General features: G+C 28.3%; 15 protein-coding genes. 9 read left to right on the plus strand and 6 right to left on the minus strand.

Annotated elements, in window-relative coordinates:
* Positions 1 to 72 precede the first annotated feature (72 nt).
* On the plus strand, positions 73 to 714 hold the full coding sequence (catA, locus tag HMPREF0202_RS08705) for a type A chloramphenicol O-acetyltransferase (protein WP_023052446.1): 642 nt from the start codon (positions 73 to 75) through the stop codon (positions 712 to 714).
* A 56-nt stretch (positions 715 to 770) separates the two neighbouring features.
* Here the strand turns inward: catA and HMPREF0202_RS08710 are convergent, their stop codons facing one another.
* The 6 genes from HMPREF0202_RS08710 to HMPREF0202_RS08735 form a co-directional block, all read right to left on the minus strand.
* Complete coding sequence (locus tag HMPREF0202_RS08710) at positions 771 to 2,519, minus strand: NADH-dependent [FeFe] hydrogenase, group A6 (protein WP_023052447.1); 1,749 nt, start codon at positions 2,517 to 2,519, stop codon at positions 771 to 773.
* Positions 2,516 to 4,111 carry a (2Fe-2S) ferredoxin domain-containing protein gene (locus tag HMPREF0202_RS08715; protein WP_023052448.1) on the minus strand — a complete coding sequence of 532 codons (1,596 nt, stop codon included), beginning with the start codon at positions 4,109 to 4,111 and terminating at the stop codon, positions 2,516 to 2,518. The genes HMPREF0202_RS08710 and HMPREF0202_RS08715 overlap by 4 nt, the downstream gene beginning before the upstream one ends.
* A complete protein-coding gene (locus HMPREF0202_RS08720) occupies positions 4,108 to 4,596 on the minus strand; it encodes an NADH-quinone oxidoreductase subunit NuoE family protein (protein WP_023052449.1) in 489 nt (162 codons plus the stop codon). The genes HMPREF0202_RS08715 and HMPREF0202_RS08720 overlap by 4 nt, the downstream gene beginning before the upstream one ends.
* Positions 4,597 to 4,706: 110 nt before the next feature.
* A complete protein-coding gene (locus HMPREF0202_RS08725) occupies positions 4,707 to 5,111 on the minus strand; it encodes a hypothetical protein (RefSeq protein WP_023052450.1) in 405 nt (134 codons plus the stop codon).
* A 99-nt stretch (positions 5,112 to 5,210) separates the two neighbouring features.
* Complete coding sequence (locus HMPREF0202_RS08730) at positions 5,211 to 6,494, minus strand: esterase-like activity of phytase family protein (RefSeq protein ID WP_023052451.1); 1,284 nt, start codon at positions 6,492 to 6,494, stop codon at positions 5,211 to 5,213.
* A 95-nt stretch (positions 6,495 to 6,589) separates the two neighbouring features.
* Complete coding sequence (locus tag HMPREF0202_RS08735) at positions 6,590 to 7,918, minus strand: MATE family efflux transporter (protein ID WP_040407040.1); 1,329 nt, start codon at positions 7,916 to 7,918, stop codon at positions 6,590 to 6,592.
* A 74-nt stretch (positions 7,919 to 7,992) separates the two neighbouring features.
* Here HMPREF0202_RS08735 and HMPREF0202_RS14775 point away from each other — a divergent pair, with 74 nt between their 5' ends.
* The 8 genes from HMPREF0202_RS14775 (at position 7,993) to HMPREF0202_RS08775 (ending at position 15,924) form a co-directional block, all read left to right on the plus strand.
* Positions 7,993 to 8,772, plus strand: a complete 780-nt coding sequence (locus HMPREF0202_RS14775; RefSeq protein WP_023052452.1) for a MerR family transcriptional regulator — start codon at positions 7,993 to 7,995, stop codon at positions 8,770 to 8,772.
* Between the two features lie 262 nt (positions 8,773 to 9,034).
* Positions 9,035 to 10,063, plus strand: a complete 1,029-nt coding sequence (locus HMPREF0202_RS08745; protein ID WP_040407016.1) for a C4-dicarboxylate TRAP transporter substrate-binding protein — start codon at positions 9,035 to 9,037, stop codon at positions 10,061 to 10,063.
* 23 nt (positions 10,064 to 10,086) lie between these two features.
* Positions 10,087 to 10,626 (plus strand): TRAP transporter small permease, encoded by a 540-nt coding sequence (locus tag HMPREF0202_RS08750; protein WP_023052455.1) that lies wholly within the window; start codon positions 10,087 to 10,089, stop codon positions 10,624 to 10,626.
* Positions 10,626 to 11,912, plus strand: a complete 1,287-nt coding sequence (locus tag HMPREF0202_RS08755; RefSeq protein ID WP_023052456.1) for a TRAP transporter large permease — start codon at positions 10,626 to 10,628, stop codon at positions 11,910 to 11,912. Before HMPREF0202_RS08750 ends, HMPREF0202_RS08755 begins: the two co-directional genes overlap by 1 nt.
* Before the next feature lie 14 nt (positions 11,913 to 11,926).
* Positions 11,927 to 12,994 carry a glycerophosphodiester phosphodiesterase gene (gene glpQ, locus HMPREF0202_RS08760; protein WP_023052457.1) on the plus strand — a complete coding sequence of 356 codons (1,068 nt, stop codon included), beginning with the start codon at positions 11,927 to 11,929 and terminating at the stop codon, positions 12,992 to 12,994.
* Between the two features lie 20 nt (positions 12,995 to 13,014).
* A complete protein-coding gene (locus HMPREF0202_RS08765; protein ID WP_023052458.1) occupies positions 13,015 to 13,533 on the plus strand; it encodes an MgtC/SapB family protein in 519 nt (172 codons plus the stop codon).
* Positions 13,530 to 14,306, plus strand: a complete 777-nt coding sequence (locus HMPREF0202_RS08770) for an HAD-IIA family hydrolase (RefSeq protein ID WP_023052459.1) — start codon at positions 13,530 to 13,532, stop codon at positions 14,304 to 14,306. Before HMPREF0202_RS08765 ends, HMPREF0202_RS08770 begins: the two co-directional genes overlap by 4 nt.
* Before the next feature lie 34 nt (positions 14,307 to 14,340).
* Entirely contained in the window at positions 14,341 to 15,924 is a 1,584-nt protein-coding gene (locus tag HMPREF0202_RS08775; RefSeq protein WP_023052460.1) for an AbgT family transporter, read from the plus strand.
* Positions 15,925 to 15,929: the final 5 nt, after the last annotated feature.

A 15,929-nucleotide genomic window follows, 5' to 3' on the forward strand; every position in this document is an offset into this window, starting at 1 on the left:
ATTATAGCAAACTATAGAGCATATGTTATAATACAACATTATTAAGAATTAATAGTTTAAAGGAGCAACCTTATGTTTTTTAAAAAGATTGATATTGAAAATTGGAAAAGAAAAGAATACTATGAATATTTTTCTAAAGATATTCCATGCACAGTAAGTTTAACAACAAAAATAGATATAACTAATATAAAAGAATTAAATTTGAAAATTTATCCAGCACTAATTTTTGCATTAACTAAAACTGTTAATGAGTTTGAAGAGTTTAGAATAAATAAAAATTCTAATGGAGTTTTAGGAGTTTATGAAACTTTATATCCTTGTTATACCTATTTGAAAGATGGGAATGATCTATTTACTAATTTATGGAGTGATTGTATCAGTTCTTACTCTGAATTTTATAACTCGTATGTTCTTGATATAGCTAAATTTGGAGATAGTATAAAAATGATTGGAAAAGAAAATCCTCCTGAAAATAGTTTTCCAGTTTCAATGATTCCTTGGAATACTTTTGATGGGTTTAATTTGAATTTGAAAAATGGATATGATTATTATTTTCCTATATTTACCTTTGGAAAATTTTATTTAGAAAATAATAAATATTTAATTCCTTTAGCTATTCAAGTTCATCATGCAGTATGTGATGGTTTTCATCTTTGTAGATTTATAGATAAGCTTCAAGAAATTATCAATGATAAAAAAACTTTTTTAAATTAAGAAGTATCAAATAATGAGAAATTGAAATACACCGGTATATAGCCGGTGTATTTTATTTATTTTTTAAAAAATCTTGTATGAAGTAAAATTTTAGCTTTTTCTGAACATGGAAAATCAAAATATTCATTATATAAGTTGTTAATATAGGGATTTTCATGAGATTTTCTCAATTTACAATTTTTATCTATATCATTTAAAGCTTCAACTCTTTTGTTTAATATGTCAATATTTTCATGGACGAAAGGTTGACCACCGCCACCAACACATCCATAATGGCAAGCCATTATTTCTATTGCGTGGTAAATCTCTTTTCCTGATTCAATCTCTTCTAAAAGTTTTCTAGCATTTCCAAGTCCATGAGCTATCCCTATAGTTAATTCTTTTGGTCCAAAATTTACTTTTTTAACTATCAAACCTTTCGATATTTCTAATTTTAAAAAATCAATATCTTTTAGCTCTTCACCGACAACCCACTCGTAGGCAGTTCTTAAAGCAGCTTCAAGCACACCTCCAGTTCTTCCAAATATTATTCCAGCACCCGTATATTCTCCCATTGGTGAATCAAATTCTTGACCTATAACCTCTTTAAAATCAATATTAAAATATTTTATCATATCTGCTAATTCTCTTGTTGAGATAGATATATCGGTGTCTCTATTTCCGTCTTTTATAAATTCAGTTCTTGAAGCCTCATACTTTTTAGCTAAACAAGGCATTATAGAAACAACTACTAAGTTTTTTCGATCTATTCCCATTTTAGGTGCCCATACATTTTTAGCTATTGCTGAAAACATTTGTTGTGGAGATTTGCTCGTAGAAGGGATATCTAGTAAGTTAGGAAAATTATATTCTATAAAATTTACCCAAGCAGGACAACAAGATGTTAATATTGGAAGTTTTATTGTTTTATCTCCAGATAAATAACCTTCTAATCTTTCTTTTAACTCTGTTGCTTCCTCCATAATAGTTAAATCAGCTGCCCAAGTTGTATCAAAGACTCCATCGAATCCCATTTTTTTTAGAGCTGTAACTATTTTTTTTTCAACATTTAAACCTACATCCATTCCAAATTCCTCACCTAATGCAACTCTAACAGCAGGAGCAACCTGTGCGATAACTTTTTTATTAGGATCTGCAAGAGCTTCGATAACTTCCCAAATGTAATTTCTTTCATGTAATGCACCAACAGGGCATACACTTACACATTGTCCACAGAATGTGCAAACTGTTTTATCCAAATTATTTCCATATACTGTAGAAACTACAGAATGAAATCCCTTGTTTATTGCTGAGAGAACTCCACATGTTTGAACTTTATTACACATAGTTTCGCATCTTCTACACATAATACACTTTTCAGGATCTCTTATAATAGATTCTGAATATTCACTTTTAAATTGATTTCTTTCGCCACTAAATCTAATCTCTTTAAGCCTAAACTCTTGTGTTAATTTTTGTAATTCACACTCTCCAGATTTAGAGCATATTAGGCAATCTTTCGGATGATTTGAAATTAGGAGTTCAAGTATATTTTTTCTAATTTGTATAATTTGTGAAGAGTTTGTTACAACGTTCATTCCATCCCAACAAATAGTTGAACAAGCAGGATACAAACCATCTCTTTTATCTACTTCAACAACACATATTCTACAAGTTGCATGGTTATTAAAAAAATAATCATCCAATTTTAAATTACAAAGAGATGGAATTTTTATACCTATATTTTTTGCAGCTGTTAAAATAGTTGTATTTTCAGAAACTTGAGTTTTAACACCATCAATTGTTATTTCAAACAAAAAAATCATCTCCTTTCTATTTTTTCTAAGTATTCATTTTTAAATTTTTTAAGCGTAGATAAAACAGGATTAGGAGCAGATTTACCAAGTCCACAAAGAGATGCTCTTCTAACTGTTATACTTAATTCCTCTAATAGATTTAAATCTTTCATTTCTCCATTTCTACTTAATATTTTATCTAAAAGTTCATATAATCTTTTAGTTCCTATTCTACAAGGAGTACATTTTCCACAGGATTCACCTACTGAAAACCCAATATAAAACTTAGCCATCTCAACCATACAATCATCTTCATCTAAAACAATTAATCCTCCAGATCCCATCATGGCCCCTCTTTTTACAAGTTCGTCATATTCAACTGAAATATTTAAATCTTCATCACTTAAGCATCCGCCAGAAGGACCTCCCGTTTGAACTGCTTTAAATTTTTTTCCATTTTTAATACCACCACCAATTTTATATATAATATCCTCTAGTTTTGTTCCTAAAGGAACCTCAACTAAACCAACTTTTTCTATCTTACCAACAAGAGCGAAAATCTTAGTTCCTGGTGATTTATATGTGCCTATTTTTCTATACCATTCAACGCCATTTTGAAATATTCTAGTTATATTAGCAAGAGTTTCAACGTTATTTACAACAGTTGGCTTTCCTCGGAAACCAAGTTCAACAGGATAGGGTGGTTTTGCTTTAGGTTCTCCTCTTTTTCCCTCCATAGATTGAATAAGAGCAGTTTCTTCTCCGCAAACAAAAGCTCCTGCTCCATATTTTAATTCAATGTTGAAACTAAAATTTGTTCCAAAAATATTATTTCCCAATATGCCATGTTTTTTTAAATCCTCAATACCTTTTAAAAGCATATCTATAGCTTGTGGATATTCAGCTCTTATATAGATAATCCCTTCTTGCGCACCAACAGCATATCCTCCAATGATTATACCTTCTAGTACAAGATGTGGATCTCCAGCTAAAATTGACCTATCCATAAAGGCTCCAGGATCACCTTCGTCTGCATTACAAACAATATATTTCTCCTCATCTTTATTTTCATAAAGAGCTCTCCATTTTTTACCTGTTGGATAACCAGCTCCTCCTCTTCCTCTTAATCCAGATTTTTCTACAGAGTCAACAATATTTTCTCTTGAAAAGTTAGTTAGTATATTTTCTAAAGAAAAATAGGCTCCTCTAGAGATAGCAGCTTCAAAACTTTCTGGATTTATGTCACCACAATTTAAAAGTGAAACTCTTTTTTCGTTTACTCTAGGTGTTACATCGCCCTCTATTTTTTCATTTTTTACTATTTTATCTAAAATATTTTTTGATTTTTCAATGGTAACTTCTCCAATAATTTTTACTTCTTTAGATTTAGGATCTACTACTTTTAAAGTTGGTTCACAATAGCAAAATCCCATGCATCCAGTAGGAATAATTTCTATATCTAAATTTTTCTTTTTAATTTCCTCTAAAAAATAGTTATAAATTTTTTCTGAACCAGAAGATTTTGCACAAACAGACATGGCTATTTTTATTTGAATTTTATCTTTTTGATTTTCTATAAAATATTTTTTGATTTGTTCTAAATCATCTTTTTTAGTAATCATACCTCATCCTCCTTATATTTTTTTAGTATATCTTCTAAAGATTCTGGAGTTAATTTACTATAAATCTTTCCGTTTATATTAATTACAGGAGCTAAAGCACAAGCACCAAAGCATCTAACTATGCTTAAAGAAAAAAGTCCATCTTCAGTTATTTGCCCTATATCTATATTTAGAATTCTTTTAATCTCTTTTAATAGATTTTCAGATTTATTTATATAACAAGCTGTCCCCATACAAAGATGAATTGGATATTTTCCTTCAGGTTCTGTTATAAAATAATTATAAAATGTGATTACGCCATAAATTTCAGCAATAGGTATTCTTAATTTTTTAGATATTAAATTTTGGATATCTTTTGGAATATATCCAAATATGCTTTGAGCTGTTCTTAAAATAATAATCAGTTGTTCTCTATTTTGATTTGAAGAGTTTAAAATGTTTTCAAACTTCAAAAACTTTTCTCTTATAGAATTTTTTTCATCCATGCATAATCCTCCTAAATACTATATAAATATATACTTATATTTTTTTTAACTTTTTCCTTTGCATATTTATTCAAAAAAATAAAAAAACTTTTCTCTATTATGAGAAAAGTTTATTCTAACTCTATGGTTTTAATCAATTCTTCAGTTGATTCATCAATATAAAGATCATCTAAAACTAACTCTGCCCACGAGTATTTCGTTGCCATTTCTGTTAGAAGTTTGATAGATAAAGCTCTAACCATATCAACTTCACTCCAAATAGAGTTAGTTAAAAATCTAAAATCATTTTCTTTAGCTTTTTTTACTCTTTCTAATTTATTTTTACACTCATCACAGATAAAAATACATCTTTCTACCTCTGGCTCCTCTTTTACTGGAGGAACTTCGAAAACACTTAGACTTACACCTGTAGCTTCACAAAGCTCACATTTTGACTTAGCTCTTCTTGTAAGTTCTTTACCAAAACTATTTACTTTATTTTTTCTTTCTATATGTTGATCATAACCTTTTGCCATTTTAACTCTCCTTTATTTTAATTCTATAGATTGATGTTAACATAATTCAAAAAAAAATCCAATCAAATTGTGATTGGATTAAAATTTTTAAAATAATTTTTATATTTCCTCTTTAAGTGTAACTAACCAAAGTTGACTAGTTTCTGTATTTTTCTTTAAAGTTAGTTTTTGATTTGTAGCTTTATTATTTAAGTATAGTTGTTTTTCATTTTCGTTATAATGATAAGGAGATACATCTTCACTTATTGCCATTCCAAAGTCATTATCATTGATTATCGCAATTGTTTTATTGTCTGGTAAAAGAGTTAATCCTTCAGCTTTTTCAGTATCCCATCCATGTTTTCTTAAATCTACAACTAGCTTTTTCTCTCCAAGCTTTATTTTTAAATCGTTTCCTTTACTCTCTAGGTTACCTAAAGTTGTAATATCATCAGCTTTTGAAAAATCAACTAAATAGATTAAGTTTTCCATTTTTCCTTTTTGCTTTCCCTGTTCTATTATCAATAGTTTATTCTCATCAACTGCATAGATATCACCAATTTTAGCAGCAGAGTTAGATTTATAATTTTTATCAATTGGATATGCAAAAGTTTTAACCTCTTTTGTGTCTGGATCAATTTTTAAAACTCTAGTAAAAATTGCAGTATCTTTTGTTTTTCCGTCGACATTTAAAGTACTTTGAACTGCGGCATAGATATTTCCATTTTTATCAATTGTTAACCCTTCTATTCCTCTATTTGGAATTCTATATTTTACAATTTCAGGTAATCCATTTCCAGGTTCTAATTTTTCTAAAATTTTTCCATTCTTATCAACCTTTATTATAAATGGTCCATACTCATCTGAAATCCAGAAGTTTCCATCTTTATCAATAGCTATTCCCTCTGGGTCAAGACCATTGATATCATACCCTAGACTATTCATATTTAAATCTAATGCAACCTCACCAGTAGAACCGATTCTGTTTAAGGGAAGAGGTAATCCAGTAATATTTTTTCCAGTTGAATCTTTTAGTTCAATTTTATCTATTATTTCAGCTTTTTTATCATCAACTTTTAAAATTCCAATTGAAGGAGTGAAGTTTGGTGCTGGGAAAAATTTTCCAGGAACACTTTTACCATCTTTTAAATATTTTGGAATATCTGCATTAGGACCTCTATCTGTTAAAGCATAAAATTCTATTGTCCCATCAGAATTTATATTTTTAAAAGCTAGAGCTGACCCAAAACCTGTTTTGAAGCCATCTTTAAATTCAGATTCATCACCACTATATGGAACCATGAATTGAGATGGTACTTCTATATCAAATTTTTTTAAATTTACAACCTCTGAAAAAGTTAATGTAGAAACAAATAATGATAGTAATGCTAATTTAGTTTTCAATATAATCCCTCCGAAATAAATCTTATAAGTTATTATATAACATAAGAGTTAAGTAGAAGTTAATATAGTGTAAAAAGTTGGTAAATAAATTTAAATTACTGGTTTTTAGGTGTAGATTTTATAAAATAATTTGTTAATACTGAACCCAAGTTTTTATTAAATAGAAGATTCCAAGTTATAAAGCAAAGAGTTTCAGAAAATAAAGGACTTAGCCAAACTCCAGTTAATCCCCAAAAATGACTGCTTATAAAAATTGTTATTGGAAAAAATATAATTGATCTTAAAAAAGATATAATATTTGAGTTTTTAGGGTTGTTTATAGCTTGATAATATCCTGATTGAATAACATTAATCCCTACGATAAAAAATGAAAGATTAAATAGAGTGAGACCAATATAAGTTTCATTTAAAATACTTCCATCTTTAGTAAATAATTTAACAATGTCATATCCATAAAAATATGAAATAGCAAAATAAATAAAGTTAATAACTATAGAAGATACAATTGTAAATTTATAAAATTTAAAAACATTTTCATAATTTTTAGCTCCATGGTTGAAACTAAATAATGGTTGAACTCCAAAAGATAAACCAAGTAAAAGCATATAAACAATTGTAGTTAGATAGTTTATTATTCCAAATGAAGCTAGTTGACTTTCATTTCCAACTTTTGAAATAGCTATATTCATACAAAATACCATTATTGAAAAAGTTATCTCCATAAAAAAAGATGGAAACCCCAGCGTAATAAATCTTAATATATTTTCTTTGTGAAGTTTAGTTTTACCAAAAGAAAGATATCCTTTTTTAAATAAAAAGTGTAGTAGTATAATTAGAACAGTTAAAATCTGTCCAAGCCCTGTAGCTATAGCAGCTCCCTTTATTCCCCATTTAAAAATAAAAATAAATACATAATCCAGAGCAATATTTAAAAAAGCACCAGAAACAGTTGCAATCATGGCAAGCTTTGGATTTCCATCATTTCTTATAAAGCTACTTAAAGATATTCCTAGGATATTTGGAATACAAAACATAACATAATATTTTAGATAAGTATTAGCTTCCTCTAAAACATTTCCATTAGCTCCTAAAAGTATAACTATCTTTTTTGAAAAAACAACAAATATGAAACTCATAAAAAAGCTTAAAATTAATAGAACTATAAAAGCTTCTCTAAAGATGTGAACACCTTTTGCTATGTCTTTTTTTCCAAAACTTTCAGAAATAAGAGTTCCACCTCCAACAGCAAACATTGTGGCCATTCCAAAAAAGAAAATTGATACAGGTACTACTAAATTAACAGCGGCAAGAGCTAAGTTTCCGACACCTTGACCTACAAAGATTCCATCAATAATTACATAAAGTGATGATACAAACATCGCAAATACAGATGGAACAGCATAATTAATAAATTTTTTTAACATTTCACTTCCTCCTTTACTAGAGAATAGTATATACTCTATTGTAACTATAGAGTCAAAAAAATTTGGAGGAAAAAATGATATTTTCAATAGGAGAAACATCTAAATTAACAAAAATTTCTATTCAAACCCTTCGTCACTATGATAAAGAGGGACTTTTAAAGCCAATTTATGTTGATGAAGAGACGAAATATAGATATTATTCAATAGATCAATTTTTACAAATAGATTTTATAAAGAGGTGTAAGTCTTTAGGATTTTCTTTGGAAAAAATAAAACAGATTTTATATGAAGGGAATAATTTAGAAAATATTTTAAAGTCAATTGTATTTCAAAAAAATATAATTGAAAAAGAGATTGAAAACTTAAAAAATATAAAATCTAATTTAAATAGATTAGAAAAAACTTTGAGTCACGCAATGAATAGTTTAAATAAACCACCTCAAATGGAAGAGTTAGAGTTTTTTATTTTGGGAAGTTCTCAAGGAGAAATAAAAGATAACAATGATATTGAAACTCATATAAGAAAAGTTTTTAAAAAGATAGATATTTCTTATAATATAAGCGATACCTTTATAATATTAAAGGTGGATGAAAAAAATTATAGTTACTATGAAGAGATTATAGTAGCTTCTAAATCTATTAATAGTGAAGAGATTTATAAAAATAAAGGAGTATCTTTATATGTGGAAGGAGCAGCTTTTAAAAACGAAATATACTTTGAAAAAATAAAAAAATTTCAAAGAGATAAGAAGTTGAAAAAATCTGAAATTTTTTATGAAATATATTATATTTCTAAACTAGATAATAAAAATGAAGAATATTCCTTAATAAATATTTTTCATCCTTTTGGCTAACTATAAAAAATAATATTTTCTAAAGTTTCTATTATTTAAAAATTATATAATGTTTAAATATTGACATTTTAAATTAATATAGTATACTTAGTACTGAAAAAATATGAAATGAATTTAAAGTCGAAAATATTAAACAAAAATGTAAAGATTTTTATAAAATAGCAGAGATGAGAGAGAGAGCTATTCAGTAAAAAAGATTTTTATCTTTTTTTGAATAGCTCTTTTTTCATAAAAAACAAAATTTAATTTGGGAGGAGATCAAATGAAAAAGGGATTTTTAAAAGTTTTAATGTTGGTTTTAAGTATTTTTTTAGTGGGATGTGGAGGAGAAAAAGAGAAAACAGATGGAGTACAACAAGCTAAAGCTCCTCAAAAAAAGGTTATTAAAATGAGTATGAAGTTTGTTGAAGATGAGCAAACAGCAAAAACTTTTCATCAGGTAGCTAATAAAATAAATGATAGATTAAAAGATAATTTAGAGATACAGGTTTTCACAGGCGGACAACTACCAATTGGAAAAGATAGTATGGAACAAGTTGTTGGTGGAGCAAACTGGATATCAGTAGATGGAATAAACTTTTTAGGAGATTACGTACCTGATTATAACGCAGTAGTTGGACCTATGTTATATAATAATTTTGATGAATACTTAGCTATGACTAAAAGTGATTTAGTTAAAAATTTAAATGCTGAAGCTGAGAAAAAAGGGATAAAAGTTTTATCATTAGATTATCTATTTGGATTTAGAAGTATGTTAACAGAAAAAGAGGTAAAAACTCCAGAAGATTTAAAAGGATTAAAAATTAGAGTTCCAAATAGCCAACTTTATATGTTAACTTTAGAAGCTATGGGAGCAAATCCAACTCCACTTCCATTTACAGAAGTTTATAGTGGAATTCAACAAAAAGTTGTAGATGGATTAGAGGGATCTTTAATGACAATTTATGGAACTAAAATATATGAGGTTAGAAAGCAAGTTTCTTTAACGAATCACCTTTTAGGAGTTTCAGCTGTTACTATTTCAAATAAAGTTTGGAATGAGTTAACTGATGAGCAAAGAAAAGTTATTGAAGAAGAGATTTATAACGGAAGTGTTTATAATACAGATGAAACTGTGAAGTTAGAGAAAGAGTACCAAACTAAATTAGAAGAACTTGGAGTTAAATTTAATGAGGTTGATGCAGTTGCATTTAATAAAGCAATTGAAAACGTATTTAACCAATTTCCAAAATGGACACCAGGAATCTATAATCAAATAATGGATGAATTAAATAAAATTAGAAATAAATAGAATCTGCTAGTTTGGAGGCTTACATGAGTAATGATATTTTAAAAAAATTTAGGGCAATAGAGTTTGAAGCATTACTTGGAAGTATAACAATCAGCGTAACTGTAATTCTTGTAATAGTAAATGTATTCCTAAGATATTTCTTAGGAATACAATACTCTTGGATAGAAGAGGTTTCTGTTGGTTGCTTTATATGGACAGTTTATTTAGGAGCAACAGCAAGTTATAGAAAAAGAGGACTTATAGGAGTAGATGCTGTAACAAAAATACTACCTCTAAAAGGGAGAAGAGTATTAAGGGTTATAACGAATACTCTACTTTTAGTATTATCTGCTTCTATGTTTTATTTAAGTTATAACTATACATCTTCATCTGATAAGATAACTTCAGCTTTAGAAATATCGTATGTTTATATAAATAGTTCTTTGCCAATTTCCTTTGGGTTAATGACAATTTACTCTATCTATTTTTTTATTTACGATATTATTAATTTTAATAATTTAGAAATAGAAGAGCAAGAGGAGCAAGAGGAGTTTGAACAGCAAATAGAGGATGTGATGATGTAATGGAACCATTTATACCAGTTATTATTTTATTTATACTGTTTTTCTTAAATATACCTATTGCTTTTGCTCTTATAGGAGCATCACTATATTATTTTATATTCCAGAATAATATAATGTCTGTTAATATGGTTATTCAACAGTTTGTAACTTCAGTGGAATCATTTCCATATTTGGCAGTTCCATTTTTTATAATGGTTGGATCTGTTATGAACTTTTCAGGAATTAGTTCTAGTTTAATGAAAATGGCAGAAGTTTTAACAGGGCATATGGTCGGAGGACTAGCACAAGTTAATGTAATATTAAGTGCTATGATGGGTGGAATTTCAGGTTCTGCAAATGCTGATGCAGCTATGCAATCTAAAATCTTAGTTCCAGAGATGGTAAAAAGAAATTTCTCAAAACCATTTTCAGCAGCTGTTACAGCTGCATCATCTTCGGTAAGTCCAGTAATACCTCCAGGAACAAATTTGATAATCTATTCATTAATAGCCAACGTTTCAGTAGCTAAAATGTTTTTAGCAGGATATACACCTGGAATTATGATGACAGTTGCTCTTATGTTTGTAGTGCATATAATTTCTAAGAAAAGAGGATATACTTCAACTAGAGATAAAAGAGCTACAATAAAGGAGATTTTGATTCAGATTAAAGATTCTATATGGGCGTTACTAATTCCTTTTGGAATTATTTTAGGAATGCGTATGGGACTTTTTACTCCAACAGAAGCTGGTGGAGTTGCTGTATTATTCTGTTTTGTAGTTGGAGTTTTTGTATATAAAAAACTAAAATGGGAGCATGTGCCTATTATTTTAAAAGATACGGTTTATGGAACAGGTTCTGTTATGCTTCTTATAATAGGAGCAAAAGTTTTTGGATATTATTTAACACTAGAAAGAATTCCTCAAATGATAACAAATCTATTAGTTGGATTTACAGATAATAGATACATGTTACTTTTTATAGTTAACCTGCTTTTACTTTTTGTTGGAATGTTTTTAGAAGGAGGGGCAGCACTTGTAATTCTTGCTCCACTTTTAGTACCAGCAGCTTTAAAGGTTGGAATAGATCCAATTCAGTTTGGAGTAATATTAATTGTTAATATTATGATTGGAGGAATAACACCACCTTTTGGCTCAATGATGTTTACAACATGTACTATAGTTGGTGTAAAACTCGATGAGTTTGTAAAAGAGGTATTACCATTTATTTTAGCATTGTTAGTAGTTTTAGCTATCTTAACTTATTCGGAGACAATAGCACTATATATACCAAACCTATTAATGTAATCCATGGAGGTCAGATGAACGTAAAAATATTATTAGCACTTAGTATGGTAGGATTATCTTTAGCGACTTTTTCACAAAATGATAAAAAAATTATAATAGCACATAGAGGAGCAAGTGGTTATTTGCCAGAACATACACTTGAATCAAAGGCTTTAGCTTTTGGTCAAGGAGCAGATTATTTAGAACAAGATTTGGCTATGACTAAGGATAATAAAGTAATTGTAATACATGATCATTTTTTAGACCAACTTACAGATGTTGCTAAGCAATATCCAAATAGAGCAAGAAAAGATGGTAGATATTATGTAATGGATTTTACTTTAGCTGAAATAAAAGGTTTAAATATGACTGAAAATTTTAAAGTGGAAAATGGTGAGGAAAAATTGGTTTACGAAGGAAGATTCCCTTTATGGAAATCAACATTTAAAATTCATACTTTAGAAGAAGAATTAGAGTTTATTCAAGGGTTAGAAAAAACAGCAGGAAAAAGAATTGGAATATATCCAGAAATTAAAGCTCCTTGGTTACATCATCAAGAGGGAAAAGATATAGCTAAAGAAACTTTACAAATTCTAAAAAAGTATGGTTATACAAGTAAGAATGACCCCATCTATTTCCAAGTTTTTGATTTTAATGAGTTAAAAAGAGTTAAAAATGAACTTATGCCAGAGATGGGAATGGATTTAAAATTAGTTCAGTTAGTTGCATATACTGATTGGAATGAAACTATGGAAAAAAATAAAAAAGGTGAATGGGTAAACTATAATTATGATTGGATGTTTACTCCAGAGGGAGTGGAAGAAGTATCAAAATATGCTGATGGAATAGGTCCAGCATGGTATATGCTAATAGATGGAGATAATTCTAAAAAAGGAGATATAAAAGTAACTCCATTAGTAGAATATATTGGAAAAAATGGATTGGAATTACATCCGTATACAATTAGAAAAGATGCTTTACCAAACTATGTAGACAATATAGATGAGATGTTTGAAATCATATTTAACCAAACTAATTCTACAGGAGTATTTACAGATTTTCCAGATTTAGGAGTTCAGTTTATAGCAAATCAAAATAAATAAATATAAAATGAGGGATAATTATGACTGGGATAGGATTGACAGAGATATTATTTAGATTGACAGTTTCTTCAATATTTGGAGGTTGTATAGGATTAGAAAGAGAGTTAAAAAATAAATCAGCAGGATTTGTAACCTTAATATTGGTATGTTTAGGAGCTACAACGATTGCCCTTTTACAAGAGGAGCTGTTAATAAGGCAAATAAATTTAATATCCTCCCAACCTAACCTCATAGAAAGTTATAAATTAGATATTACAAGACTATCAGCTCAAGTTGTAACAGGAGTGGGATTTATAGGGGGAGGAGCAATAGTTTATTCAAATGATAAGGTTTCAGGAATAACAACAGCAGCTACTTTATGGATAACAGCAGCAATTGGATTAGCAATTGGATATGGATTTGTATTTTTATCTATAGCAGCTTTTTTAATTGTTGTTATAACTTTAATAGTAATGAAAATACTAGAAAGAAAAGTTATAACCATGGTAAGAAATAAAAAAGCAACTAAAAGTAATTTAACAAAAGAGGAGCAAAAATGAAAGATTATAAAGGATACTTATTTGATATAGACGGAACAATAGTTTTAGGGGATGTTCTAATACCAGGAGCTAAAGAAAAAATTGAGGAATTACGAAAATGTGGAAAGAAAATAGGGTTTTATACGAATAATTCCTCTAAAAATCCAAAGAGCTATATCGAAAAATTTACAAAACTGGGAATAGAAACTGAATTGAAAGAGATAATAACTGCTGGAGGAGTATTAGCAGATTATTTAAAAAATAGTTGTAAAGATAAAAAAATATTTATGGTGGGGACAAAGGATTATAAAAATTATTGTAAAGATTTAGAGATTCAAATATTTGATGAAAATGATGAGTTTGATTTTTCTGAAATTGATATAGTTGTGGTAACACTTGATTCTGAATTAAACTATAAAAAGTTAGAGATTGCTTGTAAACTTCTACATAGAAATGTAGAATATTTAGCAGCAAATGAAGATTTAGTTTATCCTGTGGAGGATGGAGTATTTTTACCAGACTGTAAAGCTATTTGCAATATAATTGAGTTATGTACAAAAAAAATTCCTAAATATTTTGGAAAGCCTAAAAAAGCTATGCTTGATTATGCACTGAGAAATTTAAATTTACTAAAAGATGAAGTAGTAATAGTAGGGGATAGATTATATACTGATATCGCTTCAGGGTATATTAATGGCTGTGACACAATATTAGTTTTAACAGGAGAAGCTAAAAGAGATAGTAAAAGTGTTTATAATCCAACTTATATATTAGATAGTATAGCTGATATATAAAAAATACAAAATATAATTTACTAAGGGGGACAAAATGTCAAATACAAATATAGGTATATTAAGTAAAACGATTAGAATAGTAGAGAAAACAGGAAATAAACTTCCACATCCATTTATTTTATTTGGGATATTTTCAATAATAACTTTATTTGTTTCTTTTAGCTTAAATAAGCTAGGTTTTGGAGTTACATATTTTGAAAGTGCTAAGACCGTAGGGGAAGTTGGAAAAGATGTGACGATAATAGTTGAAAATTTATTAACATTCAAAAATATGAGAACTTTAGTTCAAGAAATTCCAACAATATATGTAAATTTTCCATCATTAAAAATAGTAGTTTTAATGATGATGGCAATAGGATTAGTAGAAAAAACAGGTTTTTTTACAGCTTTAATGAGAAAATATCTATTAAATGCTCCTAGAAGTATTATAACAGGAGCTTTAATATTTACTGCAGTTAATGCAAATATTATGTCAGATGCAGGAACAATATTTGCTTTTACAATAGGAGGAGTATTATTTGCAGCTTTAGGAAGAAATCCTAAGATTGGAATAATAGCTGGATTTGCAGCATGCAGTGGTGGATTTACTGCAAATATGTTTGTCGCAGGTACAGATGCACTATTAGCAGGAATAACAGAACAGGCAGCAGCAGCAGTAGGAGTAAATTTAGCAATAAATCCATTATGTAACTATTATTTTATGGCAGCAGCAACAATTATTTTAACAATAACATTAACTATTTTTACAGAAAAATTTGTTGTAAAAACTGTAGGAGATACGGATTTAGGAAATAATACAGAATTATTAAAAAGTTATAAGTTAACTTCAAAAGAAGAGAGAGGATTAAAGTTTGCTTTTTATGGATTTTTAGTTTTTTTAGCTATATTTTTATCATTATGTTATCCTGAAAATGCATTTTTTAGAAATAATGATGGTGGATTCTTACCAAAGTCTCCTCTATTATTTTCTATCGTACCAATAATTTTTGTAATGTTTTCTGTTATAGGAATCTCTTATGGTGTCGGAGAAGGAAAAATAAAGACAACAAGAGATATTCCAAAGCTACTACAAGCTGGACTAACTCAAGCAGTTCCTTTAATGGTAACTTTATTATCTTCATCAATATTTATATATTTATTAAATAAGTCAAATATATTTAGAATTTTTGCAGTTAAAGGTTCATTTATTTTAAAGGAAGCTAATGTAGGACCATTACCATTACTACTTTTAGTTGTATTAATAACAACATTGATAAATCCAATGATGACGTCAGGATCAACAAAATGGATTTTATTAGCTCCAATGGTAGTACCAATGTTTACTTTATTAAATATATCACCGGCTTATGCACAATTGGCTTTTAGAATAGGAGATTCATCAACTAATATTATATCTCCATTACACTCATCAATTCCTGTAATTTTAGGTCTTTTAGCCCAATACCAAGCAGAAGGAAAAATACCAAATACAAAAGAAGAGGGAGAAGCAGGTTTTGGAACAATTTTTGCTTTAACACTTCCTTATTCAATAGTTATTTTAGCTTCTTTAATTTCATTGATGGTAATTTGGTATTTCTTAGGATTACCAATTGGTCCAGGATTTAATTTAAATTTATAATATAA

It is taken from the genome of Cetobacterium somerae ATCC BAA-474, assembly GCF_000479045.1.
Classification (GTDB): Bacteria; Fusobacteriota; Fusobacteriia; order Fusobacteriales; family Fusobacteriaceae; genus Cetobacterium_A; species Cetobacterium_A somerae.